The 22,187-nt window shown below is 56.6% G+C and carries 28 protein-coding genes and 1 pseudogene; 14 read left to right on the top strand and 15 right to left on the bottom strand.

The annotated features are described in order from the left end of the window. The first annotated feature begins 43 nt into the window (after positions 1–43). Together BLW24_RS24800 and BLW24_RS24795 are read left to right on the top strand one after the other, a co-directional pair. Positions 44–1,890, top strand: a pseudogene (locus BLW24_RS24800) (cation:proton antiporter). Between the two features lie 97 nt (positions 1,891–1,987). Continuing rightward, a complete protein-coding gene (locus tag BLW24_RS24795) occupies positions 1,988–2,662 on the top strand; it encodes a cyclic di-GMP-binding domain-containing protein, MshE-related (protein WP_090387906.1) in 675 nt (224 codons plus the stop codon). 73 nt (positions 2,663–2,735) lie between these two features. Here the strand turns inward: BLW24_RS24795 and rplS are convergent, their stop codons facing one another. From rplS to ffh, 5 genes are all read right to left on the bottom strand, one after another. Further along, entirely contained in the window at positions 2,736–3,086 is a 351-nt protein-coding gene (rplS, locus tag BLW24_RS24790) for a 50S ribosomal protein L19 (protein ID WP_090387905.1), read from the bottom strand. A 40-nt stretch (positions 3,087–3,126) separates the two neighbouring features. Continuing rightward, a complete protein-coding gene (trmD, locus tag BLW24_RS24785; RefSeq protein WP_090387904.1) occupies positions 3,127–3,879 on the bottom strand; it encodes a tRNA (guanosine(37)-N1)-methyltransferase TrmD in 753 nt (250 codons plus the stop codon). Between the two features lie 5 nt (positions 3,880–3,884). Beyond that, entirely contained in the window at positions 3,885–4,421 is a 537-nt protein-coding gene (gene rimM, locus BLW24_RS24780; protein ID WP_090387903.1) for a ribosome maturation factor RimM, read from the bottom strand. Between the two features lie 5 nt (positions 4,422–4,426). Continuing rightward, a complete protein-coding gene (rpsP, locus tag BLW24_RS24775) occupies positions 4,427–4,678 on the bottom strand; it encodes a 30S ribosomal protein S16 (protein WP_090239277.1) in 252 nt (83 codons plus the stop codon). Positions 4,679–4,929: 251 nt separating this feature from the next. Beyond that, the gene (gene ffh / locus BLW24_RS24770; protein WP_090387902.1) at positions 4,930–6,303 is read right to left on the bottom strand and encodes a signal recognition particle protein; all 1,374 of its coding nucleotides are present in this window, start codon (positions 6,301–6,303) and stop codon (positions 4,930–4,932) included. 156 nt (positions 6,304–6,459) lie between these two features. Between ffh and BLW24_RS24765 the strand changes: the two genes are divergently transcribed. Both BLW24_RS24765 and BLW24_RS24760 read left to right on the top strand, forming a co-directional pair. After that, positions 6,460–7,260 carry a cytochrome C assembly family protein gene (locus BLW24_RS24765; RefSeq protein WP_090387901.1) on the top strand — a complete coding sequence of 267 codons (801 nt, stop codon included), beginning with the start codon at positions 6,460–6,462 and terminating at the stop codon, positions 7,258–7,260. 10 nt (positions 7,261–7,270) lie between these two features. Further along, on the top strand, positions 7,271–8,560 hold the full coding sequence (locus tag BLW24_RS24760; RefSeq protein WP_090387900.1) for an HlyC/CorC family transporter: 1,290 nt from the start codon (positions 7,271–7,273) through the stop codon (positions 8,558–8,560). On the opposite strand, the gene BLW24_RS24755 is transcribed toward BLW24_RS24760, so the two are convergent. From BLW24_RS24755 to BLW24_RS24735, 5 genes are read right to left on the bottom strand one after another with little or no spacing between them, the layout of a single operon-like run. Further along, entirely contained in the window at positions 8,526–9,239 is a 714-nt protein-coding gene (locus BLW24_RS24755) for an SGNH/GDSL hydrolase family protein (protein WP_090387899.1), read from the bottom strand. The two genes, BLW24_RS24760 and BLW24_RS24755, sit on opposite strands and share 35 nt — an antisense overlap. Positions 9,240–9,254: 15 nt before the next feature. Next, entirely contained in the window at positions 9,255–10,436 is a 1,182-nt protein-coding gene (purT, locus tag BLW24_RS24750; protein ID WP_090387898.1) for a formate-dependent phosphoribosylglycinamide formyltransferase, read from the bottom strand. Between the two features lie 27 nt (positions 10,437–10,463). After that, complete coding sequence (locus BLW24_RS24745; protein WP_090387897.1) at positions 10,464–10,655, bottom strand: DUF1289 domain-containing protein; 192 nt, start codon at positions 10,653–10,655, stop codon at positions 10,464–10,466. Then, positions 10,655–11,179: a gamma carbonic anhydrase family protein gene (locus tag BLW24_RS24740; protein ID WP_090387896.1), complete on the bottom strand. Its 525-nt coding sequence runs from the start codon at positions 11,177–11,179 to the stop codon at positions 10,655–10,657. Before BLW24_RS24740 ends, BLW24_RS24745 begins: the two co-directional genes overlap by 1 nt. An 18-nt stretch (positions 11,180–11,197) precedes the next feature. Then, a complete protein-coding gene (locus BLW24_RS24735; protein ID WP_090387895.1) occupies positions 11,198–11,803 on the bottom strand; it encodes a CoA pyrophosphatase in 606 nt (201 codons plus the stop codon). A gap of 172 nt (positions 11,804–11,975) precedes the next feature. On the opposite strand from BLW24_RS24735, the gene BLW24_RS24730 reads away from it, so the two are divergent. Next, positions 11,976–12,533, top strand: a complete 558-nt coding sequence (locus tag BLW24_RS24730) for an NUDIX hydrolase (protein WP_090387894.1) — start codon at positions 11,976–11,978, stop codon at positions 12,531–12,533. A 15-nt stretch (positions 12,534–12,548) separates the two neighbouring features. Then, on the top strand, positions 12,549–13,052 hold the full coding sequence (locus tag BLW24_RS24725; RefSeq protein WP_090387893.1) for a L,D-transpeptidase family protein: 504 nt from the start codon (positions 12,549–12,551) through the stop codon (positions 13,050–13,052). 59 nt (positions 13,053–13,111) lie between these two features. Here the strand turns inward: BLW24_RS24725 and BLW24_RS24720 are convergent, their stop codons facing one another. Further along, entirely contained in the window at positions 13,112–13,414 is a 303-nt protein-coding gene (locus BLW24_RS24720) for a YqfO family protein (protein ID WP_090387892.1), read from the bottom strand. 109 nt (positions 13,415–13,523) lie between these two features. On the opposite strand from BLW24_RS24720, the gene BLW24_RS27345 reads away from it, so the two are divergent. Continuing rightward, positions 13,524–13,727 carry a DUF6538 domain-containing protein gene (locus BLW24_RS27345; RefSeq protein ID WP_420875050.1) on the top strand — a complete coding sequence of 68 codons (204 nt, stop codon included), beginning with the start codon at positions 13,524–13,526 and terminating at the stop codon, positions 13,725–13,727. A gap of 53 nt (positions 13,728–13,780) precedes the next feature. Here the strand turns inward: BLW24_RS27345 and BLW24_RS24715 are convergent, their stop codons facing one another. After that, the gene (locus tag BLW24_RS24715) at positions 13,781–14,872 is read right to left on the bottom strand and encodes an IS630 family transposase (protein ID WP_090376034.1); all 1,092 of its coding nucleotides are present in this window, start codon (positions 14,870–14,872) and stop codon (positions 13,781–13,783) included. Positions 14,873–14,887: 15 nt separating this feature from the next. Here BLW24_RS24715 and BLW24_RS24710 point away from each other — a divergent pair, with 15 nt between their 5' ends. Beyond that, on the top strand, positions 14,888–15,790 hold the full coding sequence (locus BLW24_RS24710) for a site-specific integrase (protein ID WP_139272757.1): 903 nt from the start codon (positions 14,888–14,890) through the stop codon (positions 15,788–15,790). 42 nt (positions 15,791–15,832) lie between these two features. Here the strand turns inward: BLW24_RS24710 and tnpC are convergent, their stop codons facing one another. Beyond that, positions 15,833–17,389, bottom strand: a complete 1,557-nt coding sequence (gene tnpC / locus BLW24_RS24705; RefSeq protein ID WP_090375474.1) for an IS66 family transposase — start codon at positions 17,387–17,389, stop codon at positions 15,833–15,835. An 18-nt stretch (positions 17,390–17,407) separates the two neighbouring features. Then, complete coding sequence (gene tnpB / locus BLW24_RS24700; RefSeq protein ID WP_244161054.1) at positions 17,408–17,803, bottom strand: IS66 family insertion sequence element accessory protein TnpB; 396 nt, start codon at positions 17,801–17,803, stop codon at positions 17,408–17,410. Positions 17,804–17,853: 50 nt separating this feature from the next. Between tnpB and BLW24_RS24695 the strand changes: the two genes are divergently transcribed. From BLW24_RS24695 to BLW24_RS24685, 5 genes are all read left to right on the top strand, one after another. After that, a complete protein-coding gene (locus BLW24_RS24695; protein WP_090387890.1) occupies positions 17,854–18,207 on the top strand; it encodes a tyrosine-type recombinase/integrase in 354 nt (117 codons plus the stop codon). A gap of 760 nt (positions 18,208–18,967) precedes the next feature. Beyond that, positions 18,968–19,207, top strand: coding sequence for a hypothetical protein (locus BLW24_RS25840; RefSeq protein WP_139272623.1), 240 nt, complete (start codon positions 18,968–18,970; stop codon positions 19,205–19,207). Then, the gene (locus BLW24_RS24690; RefSeq protein WP_090387889.1) at positions 19,197–19,394 is read left to right on the top strand and encodes a hypothetical protein; all 198 of its coding nucleotides are present in this window, start codon (positions 19,197–19,199) and stop codon (positions 19,392–19,394) included. The genes BLW24_RS25840 and BLW24_RS24690 overlap by 11 nt, the downstream gene beginning before the upstream one ends. Positions 19,395–19,509: 115 nt before the next feature. Beyond that, positions 19,510–19,728, top strand: a complete 219-nt coding sequence (locus BLW24_RS25835) for a hypothetical protein (protein ID WP_139272756.1) — start codon at positions 19,510–19,512, stop codon at positions 19,726–19,728. A gap of 140 nt (positions 19,729–19,868) precedes the next feature. Further along, entirely contained in the window at positions 19,869–20,066 is a 198-nt protein-coding gene (locus BLW24_RS24685) for a hypothetical protein (protein WP_090387888.1), read from the top strand. Between the two features lie 95 nt (positions 20,067–20,161). On the opposite strand, the gene BLW24_RS24680 is transcribed toward BLW24_RS24685, so the two are convergent. After that, positions 20,162–21,190 carry an IS30 family transposase gene (locus tag BLW24_RS24680; protein WP_090375993.1) on the bottom strand — a complete coding sequence of 343 codons (1,029 nt, stop codon included), beginning with the start codon at positions 21,188–21,190 and terminating at the stop codon, positions 20,162–20,164. A 205-nt stretch (positions 21,191–21,395) separates the two neighbouring features. On the opposite strand from BLW24_RS24680, the gene BLW24_RS24670 reads away from it, so the two are divergent. Continuing rightward, complete coding sequence (locus BLW24_RS24670) at positions 21,396–22,133, top strand: hypothetical protein (RefSeq protein WP_139272754.1); 738 nt, start codon at positions 21,396–21,398, stop codon at positions 22,131–22,133. The last annotated feature ends 54 nt before the right edge of the window (positions 22,134–22,187 follow it).

Genomic DNA, 22,187 nt, shown 5'->3' with positions numbered 1-22,187 from the left:
CAGCTTGGCCATGCAGGGCCAGGGCTCACCACAAGGACCCTTGATGAACGAACAGCATATTCTTCTGGCCTTTGCCGCCATCGGCGTAAGCGCCCTCGCCTGTCAGTGGCTAGCCTGGCGCTTACGCCTACCCGCCATCTTGTTTCTGCTGATAGCCGGGATACTTGCGGGACCTGTACTGGGTTGGCTGGACCCTCAATCCCTGTTCGGCAGCTTGTTATTCCCATTGGTCTCAATGGCCGTGGCACTGATTCTGTTCGAAGGCAGCCTAACCCTTCATTTATCCGAGTGGCGCGAGATCGGCAGCGTAGTAAGGCGCATGGTAACCGTGGGCGCACTGGCCACCTGGGGGGGGGGGGGGGGGGGGGGGGGGGGGAGGGCAGTGCTGCAAGCACGCACTACCTGCTGGGTTTTGAGTGGGAGATGGCACTGCTGTTCGGCACCCTGACACTGGTCACCGGCCCCACGGTCATCGTGCCTATGCTTCGTGTCGTCCGCCCGAAAGCCTCCGTCGCCAACATTGCGCTGGGAAGGCATTGTTATTGACCCGATTGGCGCGCTACTCGCCGTTGTCGTGTACAGCTTTATCATCGCTAGCAATGAAGGCAATGGCTGGAGCAATGGCCTGGTGACCTTCGCTGGCGTGATCGCCTGCGGCAGCGGATTCGGGATCGCCAGCGGCTGGGCACTGGGCCAGGTGTTAAAGCGCCAATGGCTGCCGGACTACCTGCATAACCTGGCCGTATTGGCCACCGTGCTGGGGGCGTTTATTGCCGCGAACGCAGCCATGCATGAGTCTGGCCTACTCGCCGTGACACTGATGGGCATGTGGCTGGCGAATATGAAGGGCGTCGACGTTCGGCATATTCTGCACTTCAAGGAAAACCTCAGCGTGCTGTTGATTTCCAGCCTGTTCATCCTGCTGGCCGCGCGCCTCGACCTGGGCGCCCTACTCGCCCTGGGCCCGGCGGTATTGATACTGCTGGCCATCATCCAGTTTGTCGCCGCCCACTCAACGTGGCGCTGTCCACCTTTGGCTCCAGCCTGAACTGGCGCGAGCGAGCACTGCTGGCCTGGATATCCCCGCGCGGCATCGTGGCTGCGGCCGTTTCAGCCATTTTTGCCATCCGCTTGGAGGAACTGGGCTATGACGGCGCCCAACTGCTCGTGCCGCTCACCTTCGCCGTTATTATTGGCACCGTGGTCTTGCAGAGCGCGACCGCGCGGCCGCTGGCCAAACTCTTGAAGGTGGCAGAACCAGCCCCAAGCGGGTTTCTTATCATCGGGGCCAATCCGGTGGCTCGGGCACTCGGCACAGCACTGCAAGACCTCGGTAACCGTGTCCTGCTGTGCGACCCCAGCTGGGAAAACATCAGCGCCGCCCGCATGCAAAAACTACCGACCTACTTTGGCAACCCCACCTCACAGGATGCTGAAGCCCACCTGGATCTGGTCGGCCTTGGGCACTTACTCGCACTATCACCGTCCAGTGAACTGAACGCGCTGGCGTGCATGCATTTTTGCCACGACTTTGCCGCAAATCGCCGCTTTACCTTGCCCACAGGCACTGAAAGCCGACGCAGCGACAAACATCGCAGCCGCGACACTGTGCGCGGTCGCCCCCTGGGCAGCCAGGAGCTGAGTTTCCCGCAGTTTGCCAGCCTCTTAAGCAAAGGCGCAGAGGTACGCACGACGACACTGACCAACACCTTTGACTGGCCGGCCTACCAGAATCTTCATGGCGACAAAGCTGTGCTTCTACTTGCTTTCGATCCAGGCGGCTGGATACATGTCGCAACCCGACCGTTTGAAATTTTGCCGGGTCCGGACTGGATCCTAGTAGCCCTGATTAATGACCCGCAGGCTCCATCCAGTAACGGCAAGCTCTAAAAGCAACAATATCGTCACCCTATCCTTGGATGGGTGACAGATATCAATTTGCAGCCCATGATTGCATCACGCCACTACAGCACAACGGTGCCTACGCATGCCCAGCCAACAGCATTCACGTCTTGGTCAGATTCTGATCAGCAAAGGACTGATTAACCGCGGCCAGCTGGATGCTGCCATTCAACTGCAACTCACCAACCATAAGCGCCTCGGCGAGACGCTGATCGAGCAAGGCTGGCTAACAGAACGCCAACTGAAAAAGGCCCTCAGCAAGCAGAATAACCTGCGCCTGGCGGCCACACTGGTCGCCGCCCTGCTCACCCCCTTCCAGATTGCCAGTGCCGATGCGCCGCGCAATCTGCCCAGCGCGATTAGCCAGGAGCAAACACCGAGCGGCTTGCGCCCACTGACGGATATGGAAATGAGCAATGTCAGCGCACAGGGCCTGGACGATGTGCTGCAGGGCCTGTTTCTCCAAGCCGGCAGTGGTGACGGCCTAGGCACTGTTGGCCAGCTGAGCAAACTGGTGATGCCGGTACTGAGCAGCCTTGAGGCGGAAACCTCTATGAAGGATGTGCAGTACGACACCAGCAAACTGACCTCGGTGATCAATGCCGACGGCTCGGTGAATGTGCGCCTGCCCAGCTCGATTGGCGAGCTGCGCTTCGACAATATCCGCGTCGCTGGCGCCCCTCAGGGCCGGAGCATGGGCAGCCTGAGCCTGCACGACATCGACCTTTCGCAAGCCTCGCTGAAAATCAGCTTGCACTAGCCACACTTGATAATGGGAACCTAGAAACGAAAAAAGCAGCCCGAAGGCTGCTTTTTTATTGGAAAACCGAGACTTAGCCCAGTTTTTCCTTGATGCGTGCTGCCTTACCGGACAGATCACGCAGGTAGTACAGCTTGGCTTTACGTACGTCACCACGACGCTTAACGGCCAGGCTGTCGACCAGCGGGCTGCAGGTCTGGAAAGTACGCTCGACGCCAACACCGTTGGAGATCTTACGAACAGTGAACGCACTGTTCAGACCACGGTTACGCTTGGCGATTACAACGCCTTCGAACGCCTGCAGACGCTGACGGTCGCCTTCTTTCACTTTAACCTGGACAACAACAGTGTCACCTGGTGCGAAAGTCGGGATCTCTTTGCCCATCTGTTCAGCTTCGAGCTGCTGAATAATCTTGTTGGTCATGCTGCGCTCCTAAGACAGGCCTCGGCCGGTCATCGATACATTAACTATCGTCCCGCTGGCGGACGTATTCCTCCAGCAGCTTTTTCTCTTCTCCAGAAAGCGAGCGGCTTTCCAGAAGATCGGCGCGTCGTTCGTAGGTCCGACCAAGGGACTGCTGCAAACGCCAGCGCCGGATGTGTTCGTGGTTGCCACTAAGCAACACTTCGGGAACACGTTTATCCGCATACACCTCCGGACGGGTGTAGTGCGGGCAGTCGAGCAGGCCATCCGTAAAGGAGTCCTCCTCGGCCGAATCTGCATGACCCAATGCACCAGGCAAAAGGCGCGTTACCGCGTCGATCAGCACCATGGCCGGCAGCTCACCGCCAGACAGGACGTAATCCCCAATCGACCATTCTTCATCGACATGCGCCTCAATAAAGCGCTCATCAATGCCTTCGTAGCGGCCGGCAATCAGGATTAACGCATCCTCATTGGCCAGTTCGCGTACTGCTGACTGCGTCAGCTGGCGACCTTGCGGCGACAGGTAAATCACCTTGGCCGCACCACCTGTAGCTTGCTTCGCCTCAAGCAAAGCATCTTCAAGCGGCTTGATCTTCATCACCATGCCAGGGCCACCACCAAAAGGCCGATCATCCACGGTGTGGTGACGGTCAGTGGTGTAGCTGCGCGGATTCCAACAGGTCAATTGCAACAAGCCCTGTTTCACCGCCCGGCTGGTAATGCCGTATTCACTGATGGCAGCAAACATTTCCGGGAACAGCGTAATGACTTCAACGCGCAGATTAGGCATCAGGCTTAGAAGTCCGCATCCCAGTCGACCCGCATTTCGCCAACACCCAGATCAATCGACAACACGCATTGCTCGGAATAGGGCAACAGGCGCTCACGACCATCCAGACTGTCGGTGCAGGGTTTAACCACCAGCACATCGTTGGCACCAGTTTCTAACAAGTGATCAACCTTGCCGAGCAATTGCCCTGCTTGATCAATAACCTTGAGACCTTCCAACTGGTACCAGTAATACTCACCATCAGCCAATTCAGGGAACAGGCTGCGCGGCACACAGATCTCATAACCGGCGAGAAGTCGCGCTTCTTCACGATCATCAAGACCCTTGAGCTTCGCGACCAGGAATTTGTCACTCCCGCGTCCGCTGACCAGCTCTACCTGCTTGACACTGCCTTCGCGCCTAAGCGTCCAGGACTTGTACTCCAACAGGTTTGCAACAGGATCAGTAAAGGAATACACCTTCACTTCACCGCGAACGCCATGTACAGAGTAGATCTTGCCGATAACGATCAAATCATCGGTAGAAACAGGCGTCGCGCTCATATTGCTTAGGCCGCAGCCTTAGCAGCGTCCTTCAACAACTGAGCAACACGATCAGAAGGCTGTGCACCAACGCTCAGCCAATGGGCCAGGCGGTCTTGCTTCACGGACAGGCGAACTTCCTGACCACGGGCGATCGGGTTGAAGAAACCGATTTCTTCTTTGTGCGAACCGTCGCGTGGGTTACGGCTGTCGGTCACGTTGATTTTGTAGAACGGGCGCTTTTTGGAGCCGCCAAGGGCAAGACGAATCGTTAGCATGTGAACATAGTTCCTGTAGTCGGTGCTGCAAATCTAAATGCACGGCGGGCATAGGGTGCCCGAAAGGCCGCACATTCTAAGGAATATCCGGACTTTTGCAAATGGCTTTTTCAGGCGCATAGGGCCGCGCAGTCAAGATTTGCTTGAGGGCCGCAGTCCAAACCGGCCAATCAGCTCCCGCAAAAGGCGGGTTTGCTGTAAATCCCCGCTTCAGCGGGGCCTGCGCCGACATCGCTGTCGACGTGGGTTCCTTACATCTTCGGCAGGCCGCCAGGCATCATCCCACCCATGCCGCGCATCATTTTGGCCATACCGCCTTTGGCAGTGAATTTCTTCATCATCTTCTGCATCTGCTTGTGCTGCTTGATCAGGCGACCAATGTCCTGCACTTGAGTGCCGGAACCCATGGCAATGCGTCGCTTGCGCGAACCACTGATGATTTCCGGATCGCGACGCTCCTGAGGCGTCATCGAGTTGATGATCGCCTCCATCTGCTTGAACTGTTTCTCAGCCGTGCCTTGGGCATTGCCCATCTGCGCCAGATTGACGCCGCCCATCTGTGGCAGTTTGTCCATCAGGCCGCCGAGGCCGCCCATGTTCTTCATCTGCTGCAGCTGATCGCGGAAGTCTTCGAGATCGAAGCCCTTACCCTTTTTCAGCTTCTTGGTGAGCTTCTCGGCCTTTTCGCGATCCAGGGTCTGCTCGGTCTGCTCGATCAGGCTGAGCACGTCGCCCATACCGAGAATGCGCGAGGCAATACGGTCTGGATGGAAGGGCTCCAGCGCCTCGGTCTTCTCGCCCATACCGATAAATTTGATCGGCTTACCAGTAATCGCTCGCACCGACAACGCCGCACCGCCACGCGCGTCACCATCGACCTTGGTCAACACCACACCCGTCAGCGGCAGTGCATCATTGAAGGCCTTGGCTGTATTGGCAGCGTCCTGCCCGGTCATGGCGTCGACCACGAACAGAGTCTCGACCGGCTTGATCGCCGCGTGCAGCGCCTGAATCTCTGCCATCATCTCGGCATCGATGGCCAGACGACCGGCGGTATCGACGATCACTACATCAATAAACTTGAGCTTGGCTTCCTTGATCGCTGCCTCGGCAATCGCCACTGGCTTCTGGCTGAGATCGGAGGGGAAAAAGGTCACGCCAATATCATTGGCCAGGGTTTCCAGCTGCTTGATTGCCGCCGGACGGTAAACGTCGGCCGACACCACCATCACGGTCTTTTTCTTGCGCTCTTTAAGGAAGCGCGCCAACTTGCCAGCGGTGGTGGTTTTACCCGCCCCCTGCAGACCGGCCATCAGCACCACGGCTGGCGGCACGGCATTCAGCGCGAGGTCTTCGTTGGCCGCCCCCATCAACTCTTCGAGTTCGGCGCGAACGATCTTTACGAACGCCTGGCCCGGCGTCAGGCTCTTCGACACTTCGGTGCCGACCGCACGATCCTTGACCTTATTAACGAAGTCCTTGACCACCGGCAAGGCAACGTCAGCCTCTAGCAAGGCCATGCGCACTTCACGCAGGGTGTCCTTGATGTTGTCTTCACTCAGCTTGGCTTTGCCAGTGACATTTCGCAGCGTCTGCGAGAGGCGGTCAGTCAGATTTTCGAACATGCGCGTTCCTTTCAGGCTCTATCGAACCGAGGGTGGGCTTGCAACAGGTCGCGGATTATAGCGAAGACTGCAAGGCACCGACACCGCCAGACGCTTTCGTGGCGCACGGGTTATATGCCACACTGCGGCTCTTCCGGGTTTGCCTGACAAGGATTTATGCACCCTCTGCTACCCAGCCTAGCCGCCGCCTGCCTTTATACCGGCGCCACAGCCTATCAAGGTTGGCGTATTGCCCAGCGCAGCGCTCCCGACAAACGCCTGCTAGCCCTTTTGGGCGTGTTTGCGCTGTTCTTCCACGGTGGCAGCTTGTTTGTGCAGATGTATCATTCAGATGGCCTGGCCTTAGACTTCTTTAATGCCGCCAGCCTGATCGCTTACGCGGTCATCGCGCTGACCCTAATTGCCTGTATCCGCATCCCCGTTGAAAACCTTTTATTGCTGCTGTTCCCGCTAGGCGCGCTGACCGTGATACTCGCGCAATTTATGCCGAGCGGAACGACTCAGCTGATCAACGAACAGCCCGGCATTCTGATCCACATCCTACTCTCGGTGATTGCCTACGGCATGCTCACCATTGCGGTATTCCAGTCGCTGCTGGTTCTACTGCAAGACCATCAACTGAAAAACAAGCACCCCTCCGGGCTGATCAAGAACTTCCCGCCCCTGCAAACCATGGAAAGCTTGCTGTTTGGCTTCCTCTGGGCTGGCTGGGCGCTGCTGTCGCTCTCGCTGCTATCTGGCGCGCTATTTATCAGTGACCTTTTTGCCCAGCACTTGGCGCATAAAACCATTCTCTCGTGCTTTGCCTGGGTGGTATTTGCCGTGCTGTTGTGGGGCCGCCACCAACTCGGCTGGCGCGGCCACAAAGCCATTCGCTGGACCCTGGCAGGCTTCTGCCTGCTGATGCTGGCCTACTTCGGCAGCAAGCTGGTTCGCGAATTTATCCTGCATATCTGAGACCCCTTCCGTGGACGACCTTCACTCCGGCTACCTGCTTGGGCTGCTGATTTTTCTGATTCTGTGCTCGGCATTCTTCTCCAGCTCGGAGACCGGCATGCTCAGCCTCAACCGCTATCGCCTCAAACACATGGCCAAGGAAGGGCATAAGGGCGCCAAGCGCGTCACCACCCTGCTCAGCCGACCGGATCGACTGCTCGGCACCATTCTGGTTGGCAACAACGCGGTCAACATCCTCGCCGCCTCCATCGCCACTGTGCTGGCCGTGGATATCTGGGGCGAAGCCGGGATCGCAATTGCCACCGCTGGCCTGACCATCGTGGTGCTGATTTTCGGCGAAATCACTCCAAAAACCCTGGCCGCACTGCGCCCGGAACTGGTGGCCTTTCCCGCCAGCCGCGTACTGCTGCTGCTTCAACGCCTGCTTTATCCGGTGGTCTGGGCCACCAGCGCCATCAGCAACGCGCTGCTGCGCCTGCTCGGCGTAGACCCCTCGCAACGCGCCAGCGACAGCCTGTCCACCGAAGAACTGCGCAGCGTGGTGCGTGAATCTGGCGCCGGCATGCCGAAAAACCGCCAAAACATGCTGCTCGGCATTCTTGACCTTGAGCGGGTGACGGTGGATGACATCATGATTCCACGCAACGAAGTCACCGGCATCAACCTGGATGACGACATTGAAAGCATCATCAGCCTGCTGACCAATACAACCCACACCCGCCTGCCGGTGTTTCACACCGATATCAATCAGATCGAAGGCATCGTGCATATGCGCCAGATTGCCCGACTGCTGACGCACAACGAGCTGAGTAAAGAGGCGCTACTCGCGGCCTGCAACGAGCCGTATTTCGTGCCTGAAGGCACGCCGCTGTCGACTCAGCTGATCAATTTTCAGAAGCAGAAACGCCGGATCGGTATCGTCGTCGATGAATACGGCGACGTGATCGGCATCGTCACACTGGAAGATATCCTCGAAGAAATCGTCGGTGATTTCAGCAACCAGGACACTCTGCGCAGCCCGGATATCCATCCTCAGGAAGACGGCACCCAGGTAATCGACGGCGCGGCTTATATCCGTGAAATCAACAAAGCACTGGACTGGCACCTGCCCTGCGATGGGCCGAAAACCCTCAACGGTCTGGTGACCGAGGCGCTGGAAAGCATCCCCGACAGCGCCGTGTGCCTGAAGATCGGCCCTTACCGCCTGGAGATTCTGCAGTCGTCAGACAACCGGGTAAAAAGCGTGCGCGCCTGGCAAACCAAGCCTAAGACGCACACCGAGCAGCCGGCGCAAGACTAACGGCCAGCCCCTGCGCCCACACGCGATAGCCCAGACCTGACGGGTGATAACCATCGCGCGCCAGGTACTCGGCGGAAAACTCCAGCTCAACCGCGTGATGCCCAGCCCCCAGGCTCGCCGCCAGCCGGCGCAGGCGCGCATCCAACAAGCCGGCACGTATGCCGAGCAAACGCCGCAACAACCAGGGCAAGCCAGAGAAATGCTGCAGTGGCGGCACACTGCTAAACGCTACCCGAACACCGCGAGCGGCCAACGCTTCAGCCATGCCGCCAAGTACTGCCTCCCAACGCGGCAATGGGGTCAAATGAGTGGTGTCGTTGACGCCGAACACCAGCAGCGCCAGATCAAAGGGCTGATCGAGCACCTGCGGCAACAGCCGCTGATGGGCCTGCGCGGCGGTAATGCCGTTTTCACCGCAAGCACGCCAGGCAACCGGACGACCGCTGCGCGCAGCCAGCGCCGCAGCCAACTGCCCTACCAGCGCGGCATCCAGCTCATCCACACCCACGCCAACCACGGTCGACTCACCCAGCACCAGCAGACGCAATGGCTCACCCGGTAGATCCGCGCCCGCCACGCCACTCAATGGCCCTGCAGCTGGTGGTAGGCGCAGTGCGCTACGACGCGTGCGCACTGCCAGCGGCAGGCGCCAACAGCGCCAAGCCCAGCCACCAGGCATAGGTGCGCAACGCACTCACAGCTCGACCTTGACCGCCTGCGCCGCACGCGCAGCCTTTGCGCGCGCCGCTTGTAACGACTCATCTCGCGCCAGCGCCACGCCCATACGGCGCTGGCCGCTGACCTCCGGCTTACCGAACAGGCGCAGAGCAGTATCCGGCTCGGCCAGTGCCGCACCGAGGCTGCCGAAGCTGACGCGCTGCGACTCCCCCTCAACCAAGATCACCGCAGAAGCCGATGGGCCGAACTGACGAATGGCCGGAATCGGCAAACCGAGAATCGCCCGCGCATGCAGGGCAAATTCGGACAGATCCTGGGAAATCAGGGCAACCAGGCCGGTGTCGTGCGGGCGCGGCGAAATTTCGCAGAACCACACCTGATCACCTTTGACGAACAGCTCAACTCCAAACAGCCCACGCCCACCCAGCGATCCGGTAACCGCCAGAGCGATACGCTCGGCTTCGGCCTGAGCTTTGGCGCTCATCGGCTGCGGCTGCCAGGACTCCTGGTAATCGCCCTTGACCTGCCGATGACCGACCGGCGCGCAGAAAGTGGTGCCGCCACTGTGGCGCACAGTAAGTAACGCGATTTCATAATCGAAATCGATAAAGCCCTCGACGATCACCCGCCCTTTTCCGGCGCGGCCACCGGCCTGGGCGTAGTCCCAGGCGGCCTGCAGATCATCCAGGCTTTTCAGCACCGACTGGCCTTTGCCGGAAGAACTCATGATCGGTTTAATCAGACAGGGAAAGCCGATGCTCTCCACCGCCACGCGACACTCTTCGAATGAGTCGGCAAACTGATAGGGCGAGGTCGGCAGCCCCAGCTCTTCGGCGGCCAGACGGCGGATGCCTTCGCGGTTCATGGTCAGCTGTGCAGCGCGGGCGCTGGGGATGACGGTGAAACCTTCATTTTCCAACTCGACCAGGGTCGCAGTGGCAATCGCCTCGATTTCCGGGACGATGTAGTGCGGCTGTTCCAGCTCGATCACTGCACGCAGGGCGGCACCATCGAGCATGTTGATCACATGGCTGCGGTGCGCCACCTGCATGGCCGGCGCATTCGCGTAGCGGTCCACGGCGATTACCTCAACACCGAGGCGCTGCAGTTCGATCACCACCTCCTTGCCCAGCTCGCCAGAGCCACACAACAGCACGCGGGTCGCGCTCGGCGACAAAGGGGTTCCGATACGGGGCATGGTGAATCCTCAAACTGATCAAGAAAGTTACAGCAGAATGCCTTTAGCCTTGGCCCGTTCATGACAGCGCATCAGCACCTCACGGCGCTCGCTGTTTTCCATCAGGCTCCAGCGGGTAATTTCGGCGACCGTACGCTGGCAACCGATGCAGATATCTTCATCGTCCAGCGCGCAGACATGCACGCAGGGCGAGGCGACGGGACGTTCCTGCGATTGCATCAGCCGTCCTGCTCCTGCAGATCACGGGCATAGCGCTGGGCGTTGTGCACGTAATGGGCGGCGCTGGCTTCGAGCATCTTCTTCTGCGGCTCGGTCAGTTCGCGCACCACCTTGCCGGGCGAGCCCATGACCAGCGAGCCATCGGGAATTTCCTTACCTTCACCGATCAGGCTATTGGCGCCGATGATGCAGTACTTGCCGATTTTCGCACCATTCAGGATCACCGCATTGATGCCGATCAGGCTGTAATCACCCACCGAGCAGCCATGCAGCATGGCGTTGTGGCCGATGGTCACGCCAGTGCCGATGGACAGCGGAAAGCCCATGTCGGTGTGCATCACCGTGCCGTCCTGTACGTTGCTGTTCTCGCCGATATGAATCAGCTCGTTGTCGCCACGCAGCACAGCGTTGAACCACACGCTGGCACCCGGCTCCAGCCTGACCTTGCCGACCAGCGTGGCATTCGGTGCAACCCAGCTGTCGGCATGGGCCTCGACGTGGGACGAACCCAGGCGGTATTTCATGGATGCTTCCTCATAGGCTCAGGTGAGCTTGATAAAGTGCTCGGGCGGCTGGTGCATATCGATATGCACATCATCGAACACCAGGTTGACCAACTCGACCAACATGATCGCCGTTAGCCCCCAGATTTTATATTCGCCATAACGGTAACTCGGCACATACCAGCTACGCCCGAGGTAATCGATACGATGGGTGGTTTCCCGCGGGTCGTCGCGAAAGAACGCCAGCGGCACGGCAAATACAGCGGCAATCTCACCGTCGTTGGGTTTGTACTCGACAAAATCCGGCACCACACCGACATAAGGGGTGACCTGAATACCGTGGCGCGATACCAGCGTGCTGAGCGGCCCGACTACCTCGACCAGCCCAGGCGGCAAACCGATTTCCTCTTCCGCCTCGCGCAAAGCAGTCTCGATCAGATCGGCATCTTCCGGGTCACGCCGACCACCGGGAAACGCCACCTCACCACCGTGGGTGGACAAACCGCTGGCGCGCAAGGTCAGCACCACTTCCGGCTCATCACTGCGGGTGATGGGCACCAGCACTGCGGCCTCAGGGTAACGCTTGTCGGTCTGCAGAATGTGCGGGCTATAGCCACGCATGCGATGGAGCAACTCGTCCAGCATGGGGATTCTCAGTCTTTTGTTCTGCGTTCGATCATGGCACGAAAGCAGCGCACGGCCCAAGCCCCGAACCACGACTGCAGTCATCCTGACACTCGGCAACTCAGCCTGCCAGGCCGCTTGCCGAGCAGCTGAGATGCGCGCCAAGATAACCAACACGCAGCGAGGGTCTGGCATGAAGTTCTGTAGCAACTGTGGTGGCGCGATCACCCACATCATCCCGCAGGGTGACAACCGCCTGCGCCACGTCTGCGCGCAGTGTCAGACCGTGCATTATCAAAACCCGCGAATCATCGCCGGCTGCCTGCCGGTGTGGGGCGAACAGGTGCTGCTGTGCCGCCGCGCCATCGAGCCACGGCGTGGCTACTGGACCCTGCCAGCAGGCTTTATGGAGAACGGCGAAACCCTGGAACAGGCCGCCGCCCGCGAAACCCACGAAGAAGCCTGCGCGCGAGTGCGCAGTCTGAGCCTCTATACCCTGTTCGACCTGCCGCACATCAATCAGGTGTATATGTTGTTTCGCGCGGAGCTGATCGACCTGGACTTTGCCCCGGGCGAAGAGAGCCTTGAGGTTCAGCTATTTCACGAACAGGACATCCCCTGGTCAGAACTGGCTTTCCCGACCATCGGGCGTACCTTAGAATGCTACTTCGCCGACCGCGTGCAACAGCACTTTCCGGTCCGCAACGAGCCGCTCGAAGCCTTGCGCGCACATTACAAGAAAGCCTTTTGATCCATGGGAATTACGATGCGCTGGTTGTTCGCCCTACTCTGCCTGACCGTTGCCCTGACTGGCCACGCCAACACCACCCCGACCCTTAACGGCAAAACCATCGACAAAGTGCTGGTGGTCAAGTCCGAACGCAAGCTGCACCTGATCAGCCGCGGCAATACCCTCAAGTCCTACCGCGTATCGCTGGGCAAACAGCCTGAAGGGGCGAAGCAACGCGAAGGCGACCTGCGCACCCCGGAAGGCTTCTACTGGATCGACTGGCGCAAGACCAGCGACAAGTACAACCTGTCGATGCACATCTCCTACCCCAACGCCCGCGACCAGGCGCAAGCCCGCGCCAAGGGCGTGTCGGCCGGCGGCATGATCATGATCCACGGCACGCCGCTGGACGAGGAATACCCCGAATGGTTCTTCCACACCCTGGACTGGACCGAAGGCTGCATAGCCATGAAAAACACCGACATGCGAGAAATCTGGGCCTTGGTCAAAGATGGCACGCTGATCGAAATCAGACCCTGATCGACCGACATAAAAAAGGCGCCTTAGAGGCGCCTTCTTATGAGCTAGAACTGGATATCTTACAGCCGCCACACTTCAAAAGCTGGCGTCTCATAAGGATGCTGCTTCTTCATGGCCTTGACCGCGTCATGAATCAGCTCGTCAGCCACCACCATCTCGACTTTCCACTCCGCCACTTGTTCGACCTGTCCAGGCTGACCAATAAATGGCTGGCTACCTTCCAGAGCACGGAACTGGCCCTGCCCCAGGGCTTGCCAACAACACTGATCATAATGGCCAATACGTCCGCCACCGGCACTGAATACCGCGCTTTTCACGGCATCCAGATGAGTTTCAGGCACATAAAAACACAGCTTGTACACGTTAGCACCTCCAGCCCAGCAAATGCGGGCCTGTCAGGGGTTTTGCTGTAATTTGGGTAGAAATTTTGGGTAGAATCACTGTGTAGAATCTGCCCTTTATAGTGTCATTATGCCAGCTAATCACTTAATTCAACGTGGCACTACTTGGCATTTTCGCCTAGACGTTCCGGTCGACCTTCGCGCCCATTACGGCAATCGCAGAATCCTATCTAAGTCACTGCGCACAGGTGACAAGATTCCAGCCAGAGAACTGGCCTCACGGCTGACAGCGCAATGGAAAGCTGAGTTCCGAGCAATAGCTAAAGCGTGGTGATGAATGGCGAGAACAATCATTCAATTACAGCAAGTCTCTAGTGGCCTGTCTGGTTAATCCAATAACTCATTCCGAATTACAGCCAGCTTTGCTCGATGCACGGAGCTGATAATCGACTCAGCCGTTTTGCTCCAGCGGAACGGCTTAGCCGAATGTTCGTTATGAGCCTCAATGAAGCGACGTATCGCCGCTCTCAGGTCAGCCACGCTGCTGAAGGCATCACGATAAAGCGCCCGTCTTTCCAGTTGCGCAAACCAGCCCTCCACGGCGTTCAGCCACGAGGCGCTGGTCGGTGTGAAGTGCAGCTTGAAACGGGGATGCTTCTCCAGCCATTCCCTGACGGCAGCGGTCTTGTGAGTCGAGCTGTTGTCCAGAATTACATGCAGGTCCAGCTCGGCGGGAGTGCTGCGGTCGATCTGTCGAAGGAACTCCAAAAACTCCTTGGCCCTGTGCCGCTGGGTGATACGGCCGATGACCTTACCCGTCAGGATGTCAAAGTCTGCGTACAGACTGGCCGTACCGTGGCGCTTATAGTCATGCGTCCGCCGCTCAATCTGCCCGGGCTTGAGCGGCAGCATGGGCTGTGTGCGGTCCAGCGCCTGGATCTGTGTTTTTTCGTCAACAGATAGCACCAGGGCGTTGTCGGGCGGATTCAAATAGAGCCCGACGACATCGACCACTTTGTCTGCAAAGTGCGGGTCGTTACTGATCTTGAAGGTTTTCAACCGGTGCGGCTTGAGGTCGGCAGCAGCCCACACCTGTGCGACCTGCCAGATGCTGACCCCAGCGTACTTGGCCATCAACCGTAGGCTCCAGTGGGTAGCTTCGCGCGGTACTCGCTGGGTCGTCAGCGTCAGGATTTCCTTGATCTTCGCTTCGTTGAGCTTGCGAGGCGCTCCACTGCGCCGCAGGTCACTCAGCCCCTCCAGACCGGTCTCCTGGTAGCGTTTACGCCATTTGAAGACCACTGGCGCAGAGACTTGCAGCTGCTCGCTGATCTCCTTGGGCGTGAGACCGTTGGCCAGCAGCAACAGAATTCTGGCCCGCTGGCCGATGCTCTGAGGCAGCGATCCCATGCGTAACCAGCCTTGCAGCATGTCGGCATCACTGGGACTCAAGAAGAATGGGGCTGCTGGCCGGGCCATATGGGAGCTCAATTCATGACGATAGAGCGCGCAGTATACTGGCCCGGCATTGGATTAACGAATTTTACAGACAGTTCACTAGCAACCTTTGCTGACAGTGCTGTCCTAGACGTTGTCGGCACTCGCCCTCTACCACCCTCAGCAACTGAATATGAAAGCGGCATGGTCATTTCAGGCGATGGGGAGACGTTTAGCCATAACCTTGAAGGCGGTACGCTAGCTGAGCAACTGGGCTTGATTAATGCCTTTGCTGAGACCAGTAGAGAAGCACAGGAAAGCTCTGTTCTGAAGGATTACCAACTCTCTCAATCTGATAAAGCTGAGCTTTCTGGAATCCTCGCAAATCCAGCCAGCTACAAGCCAAAGTCTCCAATCAGTAGCAGCGCTCTAAAAGCCTTTGAGCAGTATCAGCAAACCCAGACCGACAACGCCCGCACCATATCTATGGTGATGAGCAAACTAAAGGCTTTCTCTGCCTACCTGACAGCTGAAGGCAAGCCGCTGGATTACGACACCGTAGCCGACTACCTCGACACGATCAGCGACAAGCGGCAAACCCGACAAGGTCATCTGTGGGCGTTGCGCAAATTCCATAAGTGGGCCACCAAGACAGCAGGCACCTACCGGGATCAGTTTAAAGGGCTGGCTAGCCCCTATGACGATCACGAACACGCCCGAGTAGGTAAGGCCGGGGGCGAATCATGGACGCCATACACACCGGCAGAAGTGGTACAGCTTCACACAGCCGCCCTATCCAAGAATGACCAAGACCTAGCAGACCTGATCAAGTTTGCCTGCTACACCGGGTGCAGGATCGAGGAGATAGGCCGTATCAGCACCAGCACCACCATATTTGAGAAGGATCAGCCGGCAGCCTTCAAGGTCGAGGACAGCAAGACAGCGGCGGGTATTAGGTAAGCGCTCCATAGACCCCACCTCCCTCTGGAGAGGTTTTGCGTTTTACAGTGGCGTCGTTGGTTGGCAGTTCCAAGGCAGCAGCGCTTCGTAGGCTTCAACGCTGTTGGCCAGCGGCAGGCGTTCGAGGACATGGCGCAACCAGGCGTAGGGCTCCTGGCCATTGGTCTTGGCGGTTTCCACCAGGCTGTAGAGTTGGGCGCTGGCGGTCGCGCCTTTCGGCGTGTCGCTGAACAGCCAGTTCTTGCGACCTATGACGAAGGGCCGGATCGCGCGCTCGGCAGCGTTGTTATCGATCGGCAGGTGGCCAGCCTCGATGTAGCGTTCGAGTCGGCTCCAGTTGCTCGCCAGGTAGTTCACTGCTTTGCCCAGGGCATTCTGCGCCGTGACCTGCGGCTGGGTTTTCTCCAGCCAGGTCTTGAGCTGATCGAGGAGCGGTAGGCTGTGCTGCTGGCGGCCCCGGTAGCGCTGTTCATCGCTGGCATCCTTAAGTTCGCGCTCGATGCCGTAGAGCTTGTTGATCATCCCCAACGCGATGTCGGCACGCCCGGTTTTGCCCTTCGGTTGCACCTTTTGCGCTTCGACGAACTTGCGCCGCGCATGCGCCCAGCAGGCCAGGCGTTCAACACCTTGTTGTGCGGCCACGGCGTTGTAGCCGGCGTAATCGTCGGTCATCAGGTAGCCGCGATAACCGTCGAGCAGGCGCAGCGGCACCTCCTGCGCGCGGCTGGTTGTGTAGTCGAAGAGGATCACCGGTTTGCCAGGCGGGCCACCGGTCTGCACCCACATCCAGGAGTGGCTGCTCGGATCGCGCCCAGGCTCCTTGAGCACCTGCACGCGGGTTTCATCGCAGTGGATCACCGGACTGTCCAGCAGCCTGTCGCGCATCAGGTTGAGCAACGGTTGTAGCAGTTCGCCGCACTGGATCACCCAGCGCGCCAGGGTCTGCCGGGGGATGTCGATGCCATGGCGACTGAGCATCTTTTCGAAGCGATACAGTGGGATGCCGTCGGCGTATTTGCTGGTCAGCAGCATCGCCAGCACGCTCGGGCTGGCCAGGCTTTTCTCGATCAGTTGGGCCGGTTTGTCAGCGGTGACCGGCGCGCTTTCGCAGGCCTTGCAGGCATAGGTCTTGCGAATGTGGCGGATCACCTGAACCTGCATCGGGATGATTTCCAGCTGCTCGCTGGTTTCTTCGCCGATGGCCTGCTTGCGGCAACCGCATTCGCAGGTCAGTTCGTGTTCGGGCAGTTCGTGGATGACCTCGACACGCGGTAGTTCGGCCGGTAACGGCTTGCGCTTGCCGCGGCGCTTGGTCGGCGCAACGACTTCTTCCTCGACCTCAGCGGCCGGAGCTTCAGCCGCCGCTTCGGCCAGGCTTTCCGCTTCGTTGAACATCTCTAGCTGCGGTGAATCCGGGTCGCTGCTCTGCTCGGATTTACGGCCGAACAGGCGCTGGATCAACAGCGCGTTTTGTTCGCGCAGGCGCTCGATCTGCCCATCCTTGTCCTTGGCCAATTCCTGCGCCGACGACAACACCTCAGCGAGCAATTGCTTGAGCGCGGCGGGGTCATCAGGAAGGGTTTCGGGCACAGAAATCATGCCGTGGATTATACCGGCTCAGGTGACGAACCTAGGGGTCAAAACCTGGTGCGGCCGGTTGCGCCACAGGTCGATACCGTCCAACAACCAGTTCAACTCCTGGGCCGTCAGCACGATCGCATCTTCGCCAGGTTCCGGATGCGACTTGAAGCGTTCAGCCTCCAATCGCTTGAGCCACAGGCAAAAGCCGTTGCGCTCCCAATACAAAATCTTCACCCGGCTGCGCGCGCGGTTGAGGAAGACGAACAGCACCGGGTCGAACACCGCCACCTTGATATCCAGCTCGACCAGGGCGGCCAGGCCATCGATGGATTTTCGGAAATCCACCGGCTTGGGGTATAGATAGACTTTTTCGACTTTGGCGTCGGGGCGCATCATGACGGCTGGCTCCAGAAAGAAATTGGAGCTCAGCATTGGCTGGCCTGCGGATCATTTGTAGATGAGGTTTATGGAGCGCTTACGGTATTAGGACTATCCCCATCCATCCTGATTTACTGCCCACTTACCAGCGCCGACTAGAAGCGACTGAAGACGGGTACCTATTCGCAGGTAAGCAGGACAAGGCCGGCAAGCGACTGAATGCAGTGCAACAGAGATTCACCAAGCTGAAGCGCGAACAGAAATTTACAGACCTGCATGTTTTCCACTCATTCCGAGGGACGGTAATCACACAGCTTGAGCAGGCTGGGGTTAGCCCACTGGCGATAACCAGTATCGTGGGTCATAAGAGAGGGTCAATCACGTTTGACGTATACAGCGCAGGTGCCAGCCTCCGACAAAAACTTGAAGCTATCAGCCTGCTTTCATTCGACTTCTGACCAGCACCATCACACCCACGGCAGTAGCCCTCAAAGCCTTCGTTCGGCTGCGAAATAGGCCCGTAGAATCGTTTTCTCTGTTTAAAGGTACGCCAGTAGCTCTAAGCACCTAGCTCGCTTTCCTCGCTTTCTAGGGCTGCTTTTACTAAGGAATTACAGGAAAGATCATAGATTTTGCAGAAAAGCAAGAAAAAGCTTGACAGTTTTTTAGAATAGTTTAGAATGCTTCTCCCTGTTTTTGAAAACCATGCAATCGCAACAGCAGTAAACATGGGGACTGTAGAGCATTCAGCGTACTAGATTAAAAAATAAATCAAAAATAGCTTGACAAAGCTTCATAAATAGATTGACAAAAATCCACTTTTACTGATAGAGTGGTAATAGTAAATGAGAGTTTTTATATAAACCTCTCAACCCGAATTAGCTACCTCCTCCTCTGCTAATACCAACTCACTCCGGTGAGTTTTGTTGTTCTCTGTTCTCTCGCTCCAAATCGCTGCTTCTCATTGTTCTATTTCTTGCAAATGTCAGTGTGCGGTTTACCTCGACTGCATCAAAAGCACTGACAACCCCCGCTGACTGCTGGCCTTCTTCTCCAGCACCAGCACTTTAAACCAAAGCTTTGTACAAAGCTTTGTTATGGCTCACACATATTCCTATTTGGGTTATTTCAGGCACAAGGGCTGGAATATGTGTTGAGCTTTTTGTTTGCCAATTCTCAGAAACACTTACCTAAACCCAACTCATTAAGGAGTTCTTAATGCGCATCATCCTGCGCCCGTGTTTATTCTGCGGGCATGATATAGAGACAAAGCGAAGTCACACGATACTTCACAGCACTTGCCACGTTCCACACCATCGCTTGAAAAACAAACTCTTCCCCGACATGCCACCAGAAGAATTTAATGCTTTCTGTCGTGCAGAGTTAAAGGAAGGCCGACACCCCAACCCTAAACATAAAATCAACCAAAAATCAGAGGAACAACAATATGGGACGTAAGACCGTAGACCAGCCCAAAGGAAGTACAGAGCGCGCAAGGCGCTTCCGTAAGCGTAGAGCACTAATTGATACCTTCACCATCCTAGCCTATAGCACCAACGACAACGCTTCACTGGAAGCATTACAGAGCTTTCTAGACAGCATTAACAAAGACACGCAGGAAGAGACAGTAGAAGCCAATCAATAAACAATTGTTTGTTAAGTTTTTACCCCCTCTTTTCAACGATCACCCCAAAACCAATACAACCATAGTCACATTAGGCTAACGGCCTTTTACGGCCTAAATTCATAAGGATTTAATAATGAGTAGACGTTATCCAGATGGTACACGAAAACAATACCAATCGTTCCTACTACACCTGAATGTAGATGTTATTCAACAATTGGATTTACCAAAAAGCTTTACCCGCCATAACAATGACCTTAGCTTTTTAGTGAATGAATTGCTATCCGGTTACGTCAATGAACTTATAGACATTAAAGAGAACTCAGACAATGAGAAAGACGTTGTATCTGAATGACCGCGAATACGAAAAACAGACAGTTCTTTTGCAATTGGACAATCTGTTCTTTTTACAACGTGAAGCTTTGGCCACTGGCAGCAGTGTTAGTGAAATTCTAAACACCATCATCACAAAACACTTTGAGGAGATTGAACAGAATGAGTGATTATCTTGCCAACGGTGAAGAATGCCTATTAAAGATGGTACGACTTAGGATGAATCGAACCCTTGTAGAACGCTATGAAGCTATGGAGTCATCAAAACCCACCTTTTCCACTCTACTCAACTCGTTGCTTGAAGATTGGTTGGTTACAGAAGACCTCAAAGCAGAGTTTGAAAAGCTGAACAATAGCTAGTATTAAAACTTGTACATTTAACTCACTCCAGCCCTTTAAACATGCGACTTCCAACAATTTAAGGAGGGCGGTTGCAGGAGCTGAGTGCAACACGGTTATTGAATTGACGCTGGCGCATCATGCCGCATAGCCATGGCTTCTTGCATTACTTCGCTCATGACTTCGATCGGGCACTTGAAGTCGAAGCGCTTACGCGGCCGCATATTCAGTTGCAGTGCAATGGCATCCAACTGTTCTTGGCTGTGTCCCGACAAGTCTGTGCCCTTGGGCAGGTACTGGCGAATGAGGCCGTTGATGTTTTCGTTGCTGCCGCGCTGCCAGGGGCTGTGTGGGTCGCAGAAGTAGATCGCTATGCCGGTTCTCTGGGTGATCTCGGCGTGCCGCGCCATCTCCCGGCCCTGGTCGTAGGTCATGCTCTTACGCATCGCCAGCGGCATACGATTGAGTGCGGCGCTGAAACCTTCCATCGCCGAGGTCGCCGTCGCATCGTTCATCTTGATCAGCATCAGGTAGCCACTGGTGCGTTCTACCAAGGTGCCGACCGACGAGGCGTTGGCCTTGCCCTTGATAAGGTCGCCCTCCCAGTGGCCCGGCATCAGGCGGTCTTCAATCTCCGGCGGGCGCACGTGAATACTGACCAGCTCTGGGAGCTGGCCACGTCGATCCACGCCGCCAGAGCGCGGCCTGCGCGTCGTCTTGCTTTGGCGCAGGCAGATAATCAGCTCCTTACGCAGCTCGCCGACCGGCAAGGCATAGATCGCGGTATAGATCGTCTCGCGACAGACGTAGGCATCTCTGAGGCTGGGTATGTTCATGCTGCGCAGCTTGCCGGCAATCTGCTCGGGAGACAAACGCTCACGCAGCATATGGGTCACCAACTCGAAGCGTTCACTACCGGGCAGCAGCTTTCGCTTGGGCCGGCAGACTTGGCGCCGGGCTCTCATCTGCTGCTGCGCCGCACGGGCCGAGTAACGACCGCAGACCTCTCGATTACGGCGCAACTCGCGACTGATAGTCGAGGGGGATCGGTTGATCAGGTGGGCAATCTTGCGCAGGCTAAAGCCTTGGGCATGACCGATTTGAATAGTGGCGCGCTCTTCAACGCTGAGTTCGGAATAAGACATAGGGGCAGCACCGTATCGGAAAGATCAGGTGTTGCACTCAGTTTTTGCCGCCGCCGAGTTATCAAAATGCGCTTAGCCATTACAGGAAAAGCAGAAGAACAGTTCCTCAAGCTACTTGATGAGACAGGGGTAAATAATCCCACACACCTCAACAATCTACCTATCAGCTTTATCAGCACTCATCATTCCCAGGAGGCAATTACTTATGCCCAACATCGAGACAAACACAAACAAGAAGAAGCTTGAACGCATCTACACTTGTTCAGCATGCAGCACCAGCTACCCTACCACCCGCTACAGCAATACGCACTATTGCAGCCCTTCCTGCCGTTCTAAAGCCCGCAGTGACAAGACAGCAGCTAAAAGAATCGAGAAGATCCCTTACAGTGACAACTGGTTATGGAATGCTCGGGAATGCCGTAGAGCTGGCACAGTAGAAGTCTTGCAAGACGTAGACTTAGAAAAACTGTTTGAAATCTACAATCGCCGTTATAAGTGCTACGGCTGGGACTCAGACAAGAAGCAAAGTAAATTTCACCTTTGCCATATATCCCCCGTATCTGGTAATGGCTCTGTAGGTCTTCTACACCATCAAAACCTTTTTATTGGCGGGAGTCTTCCTAACCAAGTACAGGGTACAAAGTATTATAAAGGTGCTGGCTTAAGCATCCGTAGTATCAAGCTCTTACCAAAATGGCGAGTCGCCAAGGAAGATTCAGACAAGCAAGTCTTTGCAACGATTCAAACATATTTGGGAAGCAAGCTCACCGACTACGCCAAGGCCAACCCCATCAGAAAGGCCAACCGTTTTGTTATAGCTGACCGCATATTCAAGCTTGATAATAATACTCTTCCTTTGTCTGATCTTCGCAAGATGAGCACAAGCAACCTAATGCAGCTAGAGGCCGATTTGTTAAACAAGTCTGTATTCACATTAAGTTAACAGCGCGCCGCTCTCTGTCGGTTTATCTTGAAGAGCTTGAACGCTTCGCCAGCT

The organism is Pseudomonas anguilliseptica (assembly GCF_900105355.1).
Lineage (GTDB): Bacteria > Pseudomonadota > Gammaproteobacteria > Pseudomonadales > Pseudomonadaceae > Aquipseudomonas > Aquipseudomonas anguilliseptica.
Note: the sequence above shows the minus strand (reverse complement) of the source record. Positions and strands in the feature narration are given on the sequence as shown.